Below are 13,496 nucleotides of genomic sequence, written 5' to 3'. Positions count from 1 at the left end.
TGTGGCAGAGGTGAATTGACTGGTGGTACGGGGTGGTTCAGCGGGCGGCGCGCGGGTCGAGCGCGTCCCGCAGCGCGTCGCCGAACAGGTTGAAGGCGAGGACGAAGAGGAGGATCGCCACGCCGGGGAAGACCATGTAGGTCGGGTCGTCGTAGAAGACCTCGGCGCCCCGGGAGATCATCCGCCCCCAGTCGGGGACGGGTTCGTCGATGCCGACGCCGAGGAAGGAGAGCGCGGCCTCCGCGGTGACGATGCCGGGCAGGGTGAGGCTGAGGTTCACCAGCACCGGCGCCCACACGTGGGGCAGCAGTTCGCGAAGCAGGATGTGCCGGCGGCCGGCCCCGGAGGCGCGGGCCGCCTCGATGAACTCCCGCTCCCGCAGGGACCGTACGGTCGTACGGAGCATCATCGCGAGCGGCACCCAGCCGAAGGCGGCGAACACCAGGACGAGCACGGTGAACTGCATCCAGGCGGGCTCGTTCTCGCCCGGATCGACGAACCTGGTGCGGACGACGGGGCCCAGTGCGAGCAGCAGGAGCAGGGTGGGGAAGGCGAGCAGGATGTGGGAGAGGTAGCCGAAGACGCGGTCGGTGACGCCGCCGAGGTATCCGACGGCCAGTCCGACGACGACCCCGACCACGGCGATGACGGCCCCCGCGACACCGGCCACCAGGAGCGACGTCCGGATGCCGTAGAGGAGTTGGGCGAACACGTCCCGGCCGAGCCCCGGCTCGATCCCGAACCAGAACTCCCCCGAGATGCCGCCGTTGGGCAGCATCGGCAGCCCTTCGGCGCTGAGCAGGCCGGGCGTGTTCTGCCCGTAGTGCTCGGTGGCGTTCTTCCCGTAGAGGGCCGTGATCAGGGGTGCGGCGAGCGCGAGCACCACGAAGAGCAGGACCACGGCGAACGCCGCCAGGCCGGTGCGGTCTGCGCGCAGGGCGCGGATCGTTGACATGGCCGCTATGAGAATCCAGCCGCCCGGCGCCCGGCAAATCGGGTTCCGCACTGGATGACCGTTTGCGAACCGCTCATGTCGTGCGCCCTGTTGTGCGCAACAGGCCCGCAATGTTCCCGCCACAGAGATTGCGTACGAGTCGGACATTCCCCCGCGGCGGAGCACCGAACGGACGACCAGGTGAGAGCCCGCTCACATTTCGCCGTTCCAAGGTGAACTGCAATCTCACCAACACATTCAATGATCAAAAGCCATATTGATTGAGCGTTTCGATGGTCATCGCGGGATGTCGGGTCGGACTCCAGGACGATGTCCGATCGCCGCCAGCCCGTGCCGCGCCCGCCCACCATGCTGACGCCATGACGAACCCCACCACCGACCCGCACACCGTCCTCACCGGTATGTACGCCGCCGAGGCGGAGTACCTGGCGGCCGGGGGCCCGGACGCGGCCTCCTTCGATCTGCTCGCACCGTTCTTCGCGCCCGACGTCGCGCTGCACCAGGCCGAGGGCCTCCCGTACGGCGGCACTTGGCGCGGGCACGAGGGGCTGGCCCGGTTCTTCCGCACGATGGGCGGGGTGTGGGAGACCTTCGCCATGACGGATCAGGAGTTCCTCGCCATCGGCGGGACCTCGGTGGTGTCCACCCGGATCCGGGCACGGGCCCGTGCCACCGGCCGGGAGCTTCGCTTCCCGATGCTGCAGACCCTCACGGTCAGGGACGGCCGGATCACCGAGGTCCGCCCCTTCTACTGGGACACCCGGGCCATCGCCGAGGCCTGCGCCACGCCCGGGGCGACACCGGCGGTGTGACCCGTGCGCCCGCCCCCGGACGGGGCTCGCCGAGCAGCGGCCTCACTGCGCGCGGTCGAGCTTGTCCGCGGCCGTGATCAGCAGGTGCCGGACCGTCCCGGCCATGCGTTCCGTGAAGCGCTCCTCGCGGCCGACGAAGGTCAGCAGGGCCACGTACGAGCCCTTCTGGATCGCGTACTGGGTCCGGCCGTGCCCCGGCCAGTCCGCGCCGCCTCCCGGGGTGTCGAAGCGCCGCACCGCGATGCTGCGGTCCCCCAGCCCGGGGTCCGGGAGGGTCTTCACGGCGTAGCTCCAGCCGTAGAGGGAGTCGCGCTCCTCGGCGGTTTCGCGGATGCCGTCGCACAGCGCCGGGGACTCTTCCAGGGCCTGGAAGAGGCGGTCGCTCCCGGCGGTCGGGAGCCGGGCGACCACGATCCGGAACTCGTCGTAGGCGTCGCCGGAGTACCGGTAGACGGCGTGGGCTCCGGGGAAGGAGGTGTCGGCCCGCCGGTCCCAGAGATCCTCGACGGTCCGCTGGTTGTCGTGGCAGGCGGGCGAGAGGGAGCGCGGGACGGATTGCAGATCGCCGTCGACCAAGTCCTCGGCATCGTCCGCGCGCTGCCACGGGTAACCGAGGTCCTTGGCCGACAGGATCGTCCGCGAAGCGAGGTGCCGGGCGTAGGGCGGGGAGGCCTGTACGCAGTTCAGCACCACGAACAGCAGCACCGCGCCCAGCAGCACCAGGACCGGGGCGGGCAGTGAGGTCAGGCGCCTGACCGCGCCCTGGTGTCTTCTGACGCCGTCCTGATCTTCGTGCATCCCCGGACCCTAACCCCCGGCGTTGCGGGCGCTCCGCGCACCCCCGCGGCATCCACGAGGTGCGGCGGTCTGCCCGGCAAGCGGCCCACGCGTCGGCCGTCGCGCGAATCGCGACCCGGACGAGCTGTGCCTATAGCGTCCAGGAGCGACGAGACCGAAGATCCATCGATCGCACCTATGATGCGTCTCATGGCCGCTCTCGAACTGCGACACCTGCGCTATCTGCTCGCCGTGGCCGAGCAGGGCAACTTCACCCGTGCCGCCGAGGAGCTGCACATCTCGCAGCCCACGCTCTCCCAGCAGATCAAGCAGCTGGAGCGGACGCTGGGGGTGCAGCTGCTGGACCGCACCGGGCGCACCGTACGGCTCACCGACGCCGGGGCGGTGTACACCGACCACGCCAGGCGGGCGCTGCGCGACCTGGCCGCCGCCGAACGCGCGGTGCACGACGTGCAGGACCTCTCCCGCGGCCACCTCCGGCTGGGCGTCACCCCCACCTTCACCACCTACCTCGTCGGTCCGCTCACCGCCGAGCTGCACGCCCGCCATCCCGGTGTCGGCCTCACCCTGATGGAGATGACCCAGGACCGCATCGAGGCGGCCCTGCTCGCCGACGGTCTCGACGTGGGCATCGCCTTCGCCGGAAGCCACCTGCCCGGCATCACCCCCACCGCTCTGTTCACGGAGACGCTGACCCTGGTCACCGGTACCGCGCGTACCCGGGCGCTGCCCCGGCCGCTGCCCGTTGACGCGCTGAAGGACGAACAACTGGCCCTCCTCAGTGGGGACTTCGCCACTCGCGGCCATATCGACGACTACTTCGCCGAGCACCGGTCGGCCCCGCGGATCGCGGTCGAGGCCACGTCCATCCAGGCCCTCACCGAGATCGTCCAGCGCACCGAACTGGCCACCGTGCTGCCCGAGGCGATCACGCACGACCACCCGCACCTCACCCCCGTGCCCCTGGACCCGGCCCTGCCCACCCGGACCGTCACCCTGCTGCACCGCGAGGGCGCCTACCGCAGTGCCGCGGCCCGCGCGTTCACCCGGCTGACCCAGGACCTCGTCAGCGCACGCGGGTACGCGCCCGCCCCGTAGGGCCGGCCGGGGCCCGCGGTCGGACCCCGGCCCGTGGTCGGACGCCGGCCCGTGGTCAGACGCTGGCCCGTTTCAGCAGCACGGTGATCTCGATGGCCTGGCCGGAGCCGTAGCTGGGTGCGAGCGTGCTGAACGCCTCCCAGCCCTCCCGGCCCAGCTCGTTGAGGTCCTTCTCCATCTGGCCGTAGTCGAAGCCCTTCATCTTGAGCTTGTAGTACAGCATCTTGTACTCCCACTGTGCGGACATGTGTCTGCCTCCGTACGTATCGCTCGATGGGGGTCGATGCCGGTCGACGGGTGCCGGCCGGGTGGCGTGCGGGCTACCTGCTGCCGGACTCCTCCGCTCCGGGCGGCGTAGCGCCGAGGTGCCGGACGAGGAACCGGTCGGCCGCGCGGTACATGTCGATGTTGTTCTCCGGGTTCACGAAGCCGTGCCCCTCGTCCTCCTTGACCATGTACTCGACCTCGACCCCGCGGGCCCGCAGCGCTTCGACGATCTGGTCGGACTCAGCCTGGACGACGCGCGGGTCGTTGGCACCCTGGATCACCATCAGGGGCGTGCGGATGTCGTCCACCCGGCTGAGCGGCGAGCGGGCCCAGAGGTCCGCCTCCTGCTGCGGGTCGTCCGGGTTGCCCGCGTACAGGTACCAGTTGTTGATCATGTAGGGCTTGACGAACTCCGGGGCGGTACGCAGATAGGTGACGAGGTTGGAGGGGCCGCAGAAGTCGATCGCGGCGGCGAACAGGTCGGGGGTGAAGGAGACGCCGACCAGGGTGGCGTAGCCGCCGTACGAGGCGCCGAAGATCGCGACGCGGTCCGGGTCGGCGTACCCCTGCGCGACGGCCCAGTCGACGCCGTCGACGAGGTCGTGGTGCATGGCTCCGGCCAGTTCCCCGATGCCCGCCTTGAGGAACGCCTTGCCGTACCCGGTGGACCCCCGGAAGTTGACCTGGAGGACCGCGAAGCCGCGGTTGGCGAGGAACTGGGCGGTGGGGTCGAAGCCCCAGCTGTCCCGGTGCCACGGGCCGCCGTGGACGAGCAGCACCATCGGCAGCCGCGAGGCCTCCACTCCGACGGGCAGCGTCAGGTAGGCGGGAAGGTCGAGTCCGTCGCGCGCGGGAACGGTGACCGGTGTCATCGGAGCGAGGACTTCGGGGTCCAGGTGCGGAAAGGGCCGGAACAGCAGGCGGCTCTCCCCGGTGGTGTGGTCGTAGTAGTGGGTGACGCCCGGGTCGCGGTCGTGGCCGAAGGAGACGACCCAGCGCTGCCCGCTCTCGTCGGACGACAGGGCCATCGGGTCGCCGTCGGAGAGCTTTTGCAGGTTCTCCAGTACGGCGGCGAAGTGCGGGTCCAGCGGCTGGATCACCTGCCGCTCGCCGAGGTAGCGCACCCCGATCAGTTCCCCGGTGCGCCGGTCGAGGACGAGCGGTGAGGGCAGGGTCGGGAAGACGGCGGAGCGCGGGTCGAGGTCGTACAGCGGGTGGCTGTCGACCTCGGTCTCCTCGCCGGTGGCCAGGTCGAGCCGCACCACCCGGGTGCGTTCGCTGTCGCGGCTGGAGCCGATCCACGCGCCGGTGCCGTCGGGGGTGAGCCGGAAGGGCTGGATGTCCAGGGGGTAGTCGGTGCCGTCGAAGGTGATGACGGGGTGCATCCGGCCCGTTTCGGGGTCCCACCGCGACAGCTCGATGTCGCCGTCCGCCGTCAGCCCGTGGCCGTACAGCTCGCCGTCGGGCGTGTGCAGCAGGCCGCCGACGTGGCCGGGGTTCTGGGCCAGCACGGTCAGTTCGCCCGCGGCGATGTCGAGTTCGTAGAGGTCGAATTCGAGGGGGTCGCGGTGGTTCAGGTGCAGGGTGGCCCGGCCCGGCCTGGCCACGCTCAGCTCCAGGCCCACCGCCCTGGCGCCGGGGTACGGCGTGAGGTCGACGGCCTCGGCGTCCGGGTCGTCCAGGTCCACCCGGAAGACGTGCCAGTTCTCGTCGCCGGCCCCGTCCTGCTCGTACAGCAGCCAGCGCGGGTCGTCGGTCCAGTGGTAGCGCAGGACGCTGCGCCGGTCGTCGGCGGTGACGCAGCGGGCTTCGCTGACGTCGTCGTCGACGCCCTGCACCCATACGTTGAGCCGGTCCCGCCACGGCGCGAGGTAGGCGATTCTGGTGCCGTCGGGCGAGATCGTCGCACCGGTGCGGACGGGCGAGCCGAAGATGTCCTCGACGGCGAGCCGCGGAACGTCGTGCGTACGGGCGGAATATGGCATGTCGCGCACCCTTCTGGGCTTGTCCTGCTGGTTCGGCATGCTGGGTTCGTCCCGGTGCGGCACCTGCCGCCGCCGGGGTGGTGGCGCGGCGCTCAGCCCCGGCCGTCGCCGATCGGGTCGCCGACCGCGCCGTCGGTGGCGGTGCGGATCGCGCCGGCGTACTGGCGGGTGAGGGCCTGCAGTTCCGTCATTCCGGTGAGGTCGGAGCCGTCGAGGATGGCGTTGCCGATGTGCTCGTCGAGCACCCGCACCACGGAGCCCGCCGCCGCCGCGTGCACCCGTACGTCCGGGTCGTCGGCCGGTCTGCCGAGCCGTTCGCCGATGATCGCGCGCAGTTCGCTCTCCGTCTGGTCGCAGGCCATCAGCCATGCGGAGCGGAGCGCGGGCTCGGTGTCGGCGAGCCGGATCATCTTCATCGCGAGCATCTCGTCCGCGAGGCCGACGGGCGGCTTCTCCCGGCCCGGCCCGCCCAGCGAGGCGAGGAGGTGCTCCTCCAGGGACAGCTCCCGGGGCCAGCGGCGCAGCACGCCCAGCAGGGTCACGACACCCTGCATCACGATCGGCTCGGCGCAGGCCTCCTTGTTGCGGAAGTGGCGCCAGATGGTACGCGTCGACAGTCCGACGGCCTCGGCTATCTGATCGCCGCTCGTCGCGGACACACCCTGCTCCCAGAACAGCCGTGCCGCCTCGCGGGAGATCTCCAGCCGCAGCCGCGCACGCCGCTGCTCGCTCATCCCTCCGCCGCGCTTCGTCACCGCCATCGCTCGCGCCACCGCCTCTCTCCAGTGCCCTTCAACGACACTATGTCACTTAGCGACATTTGGCGAGTCCGAAGGTCACCACGCCGTGGCCGGAAGTGCCGCGGGGACGGGGCGGAGTGCGGGCCAGCGGGCGCGCATGTGGTGGTGCACGGCGGTGGCGAGGGCGCTGGTGGCGCTCAGGGCGGGGTCGTCCGCCGTCAGCCGGCCGACCACGGCGAGGCGGTGGGCGAGGCGCTGCCTGGCCGTGGCGGTGCCCCAGGTCCAGTCCTTCCGCACGGCCCCGGCCAGGTGGTCGGCGCCTTCGCGGTGGGCCCGTTCGACCAGCGCGTCGCCCCGCAGGAGCCAGCCCGCGCAGGCGTCGGCGAGGCTGCTTCCGCCGGGTTCCGTGCCGGTCGCCGCGCGCCATGCGGCGCGGTAGGCGTCTTCCGCGCGCGCCAGGGCCGGTGCGGGTGGCGCGGTGACGCACCAGCAGGCCGGGAAGCCGATGCGCAGATAGGCCAGTTCCATCAGCCCGTTGCCCAGCGACGCCTGTTCGAAGTCGATGAACCGGACTCCGGCGGCGGTGTGGAGGTCGTTGCCGGGGCACGGGTCGCCGTGCAGCAGGGCGTTGCGCGGCGCCCGGCCGAGGCGGCCCGTCAGGCCGTCCAGTTCCGCCGCGTGGGCGGGGGTGACGGGGACCCCGAGGGCTTCGGCCAGACGGAGGAAGGCCTCGACGTCCGCCCGGCCGGGGGCCTGCCACGGGGGCAGCGTGCCCGCGTCCGCCGGGCGCGCCGTGGCGTGCAGCGTCGCGAGCGCGGCGGCGTAGCCCACGGTCCAGTCGCCGGGCGGACGTTGGTGGTCGAGGTGCTCCAGGACCAGTACGCGGGCGGCGGGGTCGGTGGCCAGCAGCGCGGGCACCACGGGCGCACGGCCCGCGATCCGCAGCGCCGCGACCTCGCGGGCGTACCGCTCGTCCGCGCCGGGACCGTCGGCCAAATGCTTGACCACCGCGGGCCCGCCGGGGAGTTCGACGCGCCACACGTGCGAGCGGGGGCTGCTGTCCAGCAGACGCGGCCCGCGGGGCACCCCCAGCTCGGCCCGCAAGTGCTCCCCGAACCTCAGTCGCGGCCTCATCCGCCCATCCTGGCAGCCGACCGGCCGAGGCGGCGGGCTCGGGAAGGCAGGGAGATCCGCCGAAAGGCGCCGCCCGGGGCGCACGGCGGCCAGCCGCACACCCCGGACGGCACACCCCCCGCACGCCCCCTCGCCGCACCGCGCACCGGACCCGCCGCGCACGCACCCTGGAGGCACCCCTGAACCGGCCCGCACACCCGGCCCGGAGGCACCCCTGAACCGGGCCCACGCACCCGGCCCGATCCACCGGGGACTCCCTAGCGGCTCAGCCGGGCGAACCGGCGTACCGCCAGTGGGAAGAACACCGCGATCAGCACCGCCGGCCACACCACCGCCAGCATCGCCGCGTGTTCGGCGGCCCAGGAGGTCGCCGTTCCCGTCTGGTTGCCGAACAGGTCGCGCACCGCCGTCGCCGTCGCCGACAGCGGGTTCCACTGCACGACCGCGCCCAGCCAGGCCGGCATGGTCTCCGGGAGGGCGAACGCGTTGGACAGGAAGCCCAGCGGCCAGACCAGGATCTGCACCGCCTGGACGAGTTCCGGCTTGCCCGCGACCATCGCGAGATGGATGCCGATCCACAGCATCGCGAACCGCAGGAGCAGCAGCAGTCCCACGGCTCCCAGGGCCGCCGCGAAGCCGCCGTGCCAGCGCCAGCCGATCGCGTACCCGACCCCGATCATCACGGCCAGGCCCACGGTCGACTGGAGCATGTCGGCGACGCTGCGCCCGACCAGTACCGCGCCCGAAGCCATCGGCATGGAGCGGAAGCGGTCGACCACTCCGCGGTTCAGGTCCTGGGTGACCGCGAGCATCGTCGCGTCGAGGCCGAAGACCATGGTCAGCGCCAGCATGCCGGGCACGAGGAAGTCGACGTACTCCCCTTCGAGGCCCTTGCCGCCGCCCATCAGGAAGCCGAACATCAGCAGCAGCATCACGGGGAAGGCGAGTCCCACCACCACCTGCACCGGCTGGCGTGCCCAGTGCGCCAGTTCACGGCGCGTGAGGGTCCAGGAGTCGCTCAGGGCGTAACCGAGAGACATCACACGCTCTCCTTCGTCTGCTGCGGCAGGCCGGACCGCCGCGGGCGGACTTGTGCCGACCGGTCCTCCGGTGCGTCGCCCCTCCCCGGTCCCTCCTTCGTCAGGTGCAGGAACACCTCGTCCAGGGTCGGCCTGCGCACCGCGATGTCCTCCGCCACGATTCCCGCTCCCGCCAGCGCCTGTACGGCACCGGTGAGCGCCGCCATGCGGTCGTCGACCGGTGCGCTCACCAGCCGCCGGTCCTCGTCGACCGCCGCCGCGGTCCCCAACAGCATCGCCGCGGCGTCCAGTTGCACGGCGTCGCGCACCACGACGTCGATGCGGTCGCCGCCCACCTTCGCCTTCAGTTCGTCGGCCGTGCCGTCCGCGATCACCGTCCCGCCGTCGATCACCGCGATGCGGTCCGCCAACCGGTCGGCCTCCTCCAGGTACTGGGTGGTCAGCAGGACGGTCGTGCCGCCGCCGACCAGCGAGCGCACCGCACCCCACACCTCCGCCCGGCCGCGCGGGTCGAGCCCGGTGGTCGGCTCGTCCAGGAACAGCACGTCCGGGTCCGTGATGAGCGAGGCGGCGAGGTCGAGGCGCCGCCGCATGCCGCCGCTGTACAGCTTGACCGCCTTGCGGCCGGTGTCGGCCAGGCCGAACCGGGCGAGCAGTTCGTCCGCCCTGGCCCCGGCCCCGCGGGCGCCCAGCCGGTAGAGCCTGCCGAACATCTCCAGGTTCTGCCGGCCGCTCAACTCCTCGTCCAGCGCGGCGTGCTGGCCCAGGAGCCCGATCCGCCGGCGCACCTCGGCCGGCCGCTTCCGCACGTCGTGTCCCGCTACCTCCACGCGTCCCGCGTCCGCCCGCAGCAGGGTGGCCATGATGCGCACGGCGGTGGTCTTGCCCGCCCCGTTGGGCCCGAGCACGCCGTGCACCGTGCCGGCCCGCACCGTCAGGTCGAGCCCGTCCAGCGCGACCTTCTTCCCGTACCGCTTCCGTACTCCTTCGACGACCAACGCGTCAGCCAACTTCACCCCTCCGTCAGCTAGTCAAACTTGACTAAGGCCGCGAAGGTACACCCCGCCCCTCGATTAGTCAAACTTGATTAGCGTTGGTCCTCGGGGTGCTTCTCACCCGTCGCCCAGGGGTTCACCTGGCCGTCCACGAGCACCCCCACGAAGGGTTCGCCTTCCTCGCCCGCGAAGGTGTAGTCCCCGCCCTCGATCCGCTCGATGAGGCCCTGCGTCCACTCGGCGCCCGCGTCGGCGGTGTGGATCCACATGTGCATGATCTCGCCGATGTGGCCCAGGGACTGGGGGCCGCTCTCGGGCGTGTAGTGCTCGGTGACGCCCCGCCGCCAGCCCTCCAGTCCGCTCACCCGCTCCTTGAGCAGGGCGACGGCCTCCGCCCGCTCCAGCTCGACGATGAAGCCGAGGCCGGCCGAGAGCATGTCCGTCTTCTGGTCGAAGGACGTCAGCGACTCGCGCAGCAGCTTGAAGAACTCCTCCGTGCCGTCCTCGGTGATCTCGTACTCGACCCTCGGCGGGCCGCCGACGGCGCTGGGCGCCATCTCGTGCGCGTGCAGCAGTCCCTGCTTGGCCAGTTGCTTCAGGGCGTGGTAGATCGAGCCGGGCTTGGCGTTGGACCACTCGTGGGCGCCCCAGTACTCCAGGTCGTTGCGGACCTGATAGCCGTGCGCCCGGCCGTGCCCGCGCACGGCTCCCAGTACCAGCAGCCGGATCGCCGACATCGCCGTACCTCGTTCCCTGTCTGAATTCCCCGGTCTCATCAACTTTGACGAGGTTAGTACGCGTCAGCGAGGTGATCACTCGTTGGTGAGTTCGCCCGGACTCCCGCCCCGCGCGCCACCACGCTGGAGACAGCGGCACGCGAGCGGTGCCGGTCACGGCGAGGGGCGGGGTGCGGATGGCACGGGAGACGGCGGACCGTGAGGGTCCGGAAGCTCAAGTGGTGCTGCTGGCGGTGGGTCTGGCGGACCTGGCGGTGAGCACGGTGGGCTCGGCCCTCGGGGTGGCCCGGGGTCTGTTGCGGCGATCGGACGGCGCCGAACTGGCGGCGGATGCCGAGCAGGAACTGGTGGCGCGCGGGCGGCTGGTGCTCGACCGGTTCGCGGCGGCACCGCCCGCGCACCTGGAGACGCTCGCCCGGCACGCGCTGGCCCGGCGGGCAGACGGTGACGCCGGTGTCTGAGGGGTGGGAGGCGGCCGGATTCAGGGCGCGGGTGGACGAGGCGCTGCGGACCTTCGTCCTGCCGGAGAGCGAGCGGCTCACGGCGGTCGATCCCGCGCTCGGGCCGGTGGCCGAGGAGGTCGCGGGCGCCGCCGCGTCCGGCAAAAGGCTCCGCGCGGCGTTCTGCTACTGGGGCTGGCGGGCAGCGGGCCAGCCGGACAGCGACGCCCTGGTGCGGGCGGCTGCAGCCATGGAACTGGTGCACGCGGCAGCCGTCGTGCACGACGACCTGATCGACGACAGCCCCCTGCGGCACGGGCGGCCCACCGCGCACATCGCGCTGCGCGACGCGGTGACCCACCACCCGGCGCCCGCCGAGGCCGCCCGGTCGCTGGCCATGCTGGTCGGTGACCTGCTGATGTCGCTGGCCGGGCAGCTGTTCGTGACCAGCGGGCTGCCCGCCGCCTATCTCGGGCGGGCCCGCCCGCTCTGGGCGGCGCTGGCCCGGGACCTGGTCGCGGGCGAGTGCCTGGAGATCCTGCACACCGGTGCCGTGCCGGACACGTCGGCGTCGTTGAAGGTCGTGCGGTACAAGACCGCCAAGTACACCGTGGAGCAGCCCCTGCTGATCGGGGGTGCACTGGCCGGGGCGGGCGAGCGGCTGCGCACCGGGTACTCGGCGTACGGGCTGCCGTTGGGCGAGGCGTTCCAGCTGCGGGACGACCTGCTGGGCCTGTTCGGGGACCCGGCGCTCACCGGGAAGGCCGACGCCGACGACGTGCGGGGCTGCCGGCCCACCGTCCTGCTCGCGGAGACCTGGCACCTGGCCGGGGAGGAGGAACGCGGTCTGCTGCGCGAGCTGTTCGGCGCCGACGACGCGACGCACGGCGGTACCGCACAGGGCGGCACGGGGGACGCGGCCTGCGCCCGTCGCACCGGTGACCAGGCCGCCGCCGGGACCCGCCCGGACGCGGTGCGCGAGGTGATGCGCCGGCTGAGGGCGCCGGAGCGCGTGGAGAAGCTGATCGCCGTACGGGTCGACGAGTCGCTGGACGCCCTCGACGCCCTGAACCTGCCCCGGGCCGCGCTCGGCGCCCTCACCTCGCTGGCGCACTCCGCGTCGGTCCGGCACTCCTGACACGACCGCACCCCGGGGAGCCAGGAGCACCGGCCACCGCCGGAAACCCGGAGCCCGGGGCGACCGGGCCGCCTGAGCCGCACTCGCCACCACCATCCGCCCGCTCCCGCCGGGCGTGAACCGCACCCGCACCCGCACCCGCACCCGCACCCGCACATCGATCACACAGCGACGAGGAGCCCCGCCATGATCCCCACCGAAGCATCGATGGACGCCCTGCGGCACGTCGGCGACGAGCTGGCCGACGCCACGGTCGCCACCCTCTTCGAACGGGGAGAGGTGGGCAGGTTCAACAGCCTGATGCGGTACGTGTCCACCGTCGGCGCACCTCTCCCCGAGGGGCTGCCCGACGTGGCCCGGGAGTACCTGCGGGCCACCAGCGCGCCGCCGGACTGGGTGGACTGGGCGGAAATGGAGAAGGCCCGGCTCTTCTTCCTCGACAACAACGTGCACATTTCCACGGCGCTCTCCTTCGCCTCCATGCCGGCGTGCTATGTCGTTCCGCACGTGGCGAAGCTGTTGTCGGCGTCGCACGGCCTGAATTACCCCTCCAAGCGGATGGCGGAGACGGGCCAATTCACCGTCCATCTGATGCGGCCGGACGCTTTCGAGGCGGGCAGCCGCTTCATTCCCGCGGCGCAGAAGGTGCGTCTGCTGCACGCCTCCATCCGGCACCACCTCCGCCGCGAGGGCCGCCTGGACGCGGGGGTCCCGGGGGTGCCGATCTGCCAGGAGGACATGATCGGCGGGCAGATGTTCTTCTCGATGCTCGTGCTGGACAGTCTGCACCGGCTGGGCATCCACATGTCCACGGAGGGCGCCGAGGCGTACTACTACGCGTGGCGCGTGGTGGGTGCCATGCTCGGCGTCGACCAGGAAGCGGTACCGCAGAACCTCCAGGAGGCCCGGCAGTTCCTCGACCTTTACATGGTCCGGTACATGGGGCCGTCCCCGGAGGGCGCGCGGCTGACCCGGCAGCTCATCGACCTCTACGAGGAGGTCGTGCCCGGCACGGTGCTCGACCCGATCGTCTCCGCCCTGATCCGCCACCTGGTCGGCGACACCTGCGCGAACTGGCTGGAGGTGCCCCGCACCCGCTTCGACACGGTGGTCCGTGCGGTGCCCCACCTGCTCGGAGTGCTGGAGACCATCGAGGACCGGTCACCGTTCGGGGCCTGGGCGCTGGACCGGCTCGGCCATCTGACGACGGTCTTCGAACTGTCCTCCCTGACGCGCGGACGCGTCATGCACTACGCGATCCCCGAGGAGCTGCGACAGGAGTACGGCGTCCCCTCGACGCCCTCCCGCACCCGGCGCTGGACACCGCCCGCACCCACCGTGAACCACTGATTCCGAG

The 13,496-nt window shown here is 72.0% G+C and carries 14 protein-coding genes; 5 read left to right on the top strand and 9 right to left on the bottom strand.

What is annotated here, in order from left to right:
- Positions 1-37: 37 nt before the first annotated feature.
- On the bottom strand, positions 38-955 hold the full coding sequence (locus ACFYVL_RS31100) for an ABC transporter permease (RefSeq protein WP_389250754.1): 918 nt from the start codon (positions 953-955) through the stop codon (positions 38-40).
- A 359-nt stretch (positions 956-1,314) separates the two neighbouring features.
- Between ACFYVL_RS31100 and ACFYVL_RS31095 the strand changes: the two genes are divergently transcribed.
- On the top strand, positions 1,315-1,767 hold the full coding sequence (locus ACFYVL_RS31095) for a nuclear transport factor 2 family protein (RefSeq protein ID WP_389250752.1): 453 nt from the start codon (positions 1,315-1,317) through the stop codon (positions 1,765-1,767).
- A 42-nt stretch (positions 1,768-1,809) separates the two neighbouring features.
- Here the strand turns inward: ACFYVL_RS31095 and ACFYVL_RS31090 are convergent, their stop codons facing one another.
- Entirely contained in the window at positions 1,810-2,565 is a 756-nt protein-coding gene (locus tag ACFYVL_RS31090) for a hypothetical protein (RefSeq protein ID WP_389250750.1), read from the bottom strand.
- Between the two features lie 189 nt (positions 2,566-2,754).
- Between ACFYVL_RS31090 and cynR the strand changes: the two genes are divergently transcribed.
- A complete protein-coding gene (gene cynR / locus ACFYVL_RS31085; RefSeq protein ID WP_389250748.1) occupies positions 2,755-3,663 on the top strand; it encodes a transcriptional regulator CynR in 909 nt (302 codons plus the stop codon).
- Positions 3,664-3,718: 55 nt separating this feature from the next.
- On the opposite strand, the gene ACFYVL_RS31080 is transcribed toward cynR, so the two are convergent.
- The 7 genes from ACFYVL_RS31080 to ACFYVL_RS31050 form a co-directional block, all read right to left on the bottom strand.
- A complete protein-coding gene (locus ACFYVL_RS31080; protein WP_389250746.1) occupies positions 3,719-3,910 on the bottom strand; it encodes a DUF4177 domain-containing protein in 192 nt (63 codons plus the stop codon).
- Positions 3,911-3,983: 73 nt separating this feature from the next.
- Positions 3,984-5,954, bottom strand: a complete 1,971-nt coding sequence (locus ACFYVL_RS31075; protein ID WP_389250744.1) for an alpha/beta fold hydrolase — start codon at positions 5,952-5,954, stop codon at positions 3,984-3,986.
- A 53-nt stretch (positions 5,955-6,007) separates the two neighbouring features.
- Entirely contained in the window at positions 6,008-6,688 is a 681-nt protein-coding gene (locus tag ACFYVL_RS31070; RefSeq protein ID WP_389250742.1) for a TetR/AcrR family transcriptional regulator, read from the bottom strand.
- A 63-nt stretch (positions 6,689-6,751) separates the two neighbouring features.
- Positions 6,752-7,789, bottom strand: a complete 1,038-nt coding sequence (locus ACFYVL_RS31065) for an aminoglycoside phosphotransferase family protein (RefSeq protein ID WP_389250740.1) — start codon at positions 7,787-7,789, stop codon at positions 6,752-6,754.
- A 257-nt stretch (positions 7,790-8,046) separates the two neighbouring features.
- Positions 8,047-8,829: an ABC transporter permease gene (locus tag ACFYVL_RS31060; protein WP_389250738.1), complete on the bottom strand. Its 783-nt coding sequence runs from the start codon at positions 8,827-8,829 to the stop codon at positions 8,047-8,049.
- Positions 8,829-9,839, bottom strand: coding sequence for an ATP-binding cassette domain-containing protein (locus ACFYVL_RS31055; RefSeq protein WP_389250736.1), 1,011 nt, complete (start codon positions 9,837-9,839; stop codon positions 8,829-8,831). Before ACFYVL_RS31055 ends, ACFYVL_RS31060 begins: the two co-directional genes overlap by 1 nt.
- A 77-nt stretch (positions 9,840-9,916) precedes the next feature.
- Positions 9,917-10,561 carry a PadR family transcriptional regulator gene (locus tag ACFYVL_RS31050; protein ID WP_389250734.1) on the bottom strand — a complete coding sequence of 215 codons (645 nt, stop codon included), beginning with the start codon at positions 10,559-10,561 and terminating at the stop codon, positions 9,917-9,919.
- Between the two features lie 176 nt (positions 10,562-10,737).
- On the opposite strand from ACFYVL_RS31050, the gene ACFYVL_RS31045 reads away from it, so the two are divergent.
- The 3 genes from ACFYVL_RS31045 (at position 10,738) to ACFYVL_RS31035 (ending at position 13,489) form a co-directional block, all read left to right on the top strand.
- Positions 10,738-11,022 (top strand): polyprenyl synthetase, encoded by a 285-nt coding sequence (locus ACFYVL_RS31045; protein ID WP_389250732.1) that lies wholly within the window; start codon positions 10,738-10,740, stop codon positions 11,020-11,022.
- The gene (locus ACFYVL_RS31040) at positions 11,015-12,139 is read left to right on the top strand and encodes a polyprenyl synthetase family protein (RefSeq protein WP_389250730.1); all 1,125 of its coding nucleotides are present in this window, start codon (positions 11,015-11,017) and stop codon (positions 12,137-12,139) included. Before ACFYVL_RS31045 ends, ACFYVL_RS31040 begins: the two co-directional genes overlap by 8 nt.
- Before the next feature lie 186 nt (positions 12,140-12,325).
- Complete coding sequence (locus ACFYVL_RS31035) at positions 12,326-13,489, top strand: oxygenase MpaB family protein (RefSeq protein WP_389250728.1); 1,164 nt, start codon at positions 12,326-12,328, stop codon at positions 13,487-13,489.
- The last annotated feature ends 7 nt before the right edge of the window (positions 13,490-13,496 follow it).

It is taken from the genome of Streptomyces sp. NPDC004111 (assembly GCF_042874215.1).
Taxonomy (GTDB): Bacteria; Actinomycetota; Actinomycetes; order Streptomycetales; family Streptomycetaceae; genus Streptomyces.
Note: the sequence above shows the minus strand (reverse complement) of the source record. Positions and strands in the feature narration are given on the sequence as shown.

What these genes read in the sequence shown, in the direction of transcription:
- ACFYVL_RS31090 (WP_389250750.1), bottom strand. Translation starts at nt 2,565, where the DNA reads ATGCACGAAGATCAGGACGGCGTCAGAAGACACCAGGGCGCGGTCAGG.
- ACFYVL_RS31095 (WP_389250752.1), top strand. Translation starts at nt 1,315, where the DNA reads ATGACGAACCCCACCACCGACCCGCACACCGTCCTCACCGGTATGTAC.
- ACFYVL_RS31100 (WP_389250754.1), bottom strand. Translation starts at nt 955, where the DNA reads ATGTCAACGATCCGCGCCCTGCGCGCAGACCGCACCGGCCTGGCGGCG.
- ACFYVL_RS31050 (WP_389250734.1), bottom strand. Translation starts at nt 10,561, where the DNA reads ATGTCGGCGATCCGGCTGCTGGTACTGGGAGCCGTGCGCGGGCACGGC.
- ACFYVL_RS31065 (WP_389250740.1), bottom strand. Translation starts at nt 7,789, where the DNA reads ATGAGGCCGCGACTGAGGTTCGGGGAGCACTTGCGGGCCGAGCTGGGG.
- cynR (WP_389250748.1), top strand. Translation starts at nt 2,755, where the DNA reads ATGGCCGCTCTCGAACTGCGACACCTGCGCTATCTGCTCGCCGTGGCC.
- ACFYVL_RS31080 (WP_389250746.1), bottom strand. Translation starts at nt 3,910, where the DNA reads ATGTCCGCACAGTGGGAGTACAAGATGCTGTACTACAAGCTCAAGATG.
- ACFYVL_RS31075 (WP_389250744.1), bottom strand. Translation starts at nt 5,954, where the DNA reads ATGCCGAACCAGCAGGACAAGCCCAGAAGGGTGCGCGACATGCCATAT.
- ACFYVL_RS31035 (WP_389250728.1), top strand. Translation starts at nt 12,326, where the DNA reads ATGATCCCCACCGAAGCATCGATGGACGCCCTGCGGCACGTCGGCGAC.
- ACFYVL_RS31045 (WP_389250732.1), top strand. Translation starts at nt 10,738, where the DNA reads ATGGCACGGGAGACGGCGGACCGTGAGGGTCCGGAAGCTCAAGTGGTG.
- ACFYVL_RS31060 (WP_389250738.1), bottom strand. Translation starts at nt 8,829, where the DNA reads ATGTCTCTCGGTTACGCCCTGAGCGACTCCTGGACCCTCACGCGCCGT.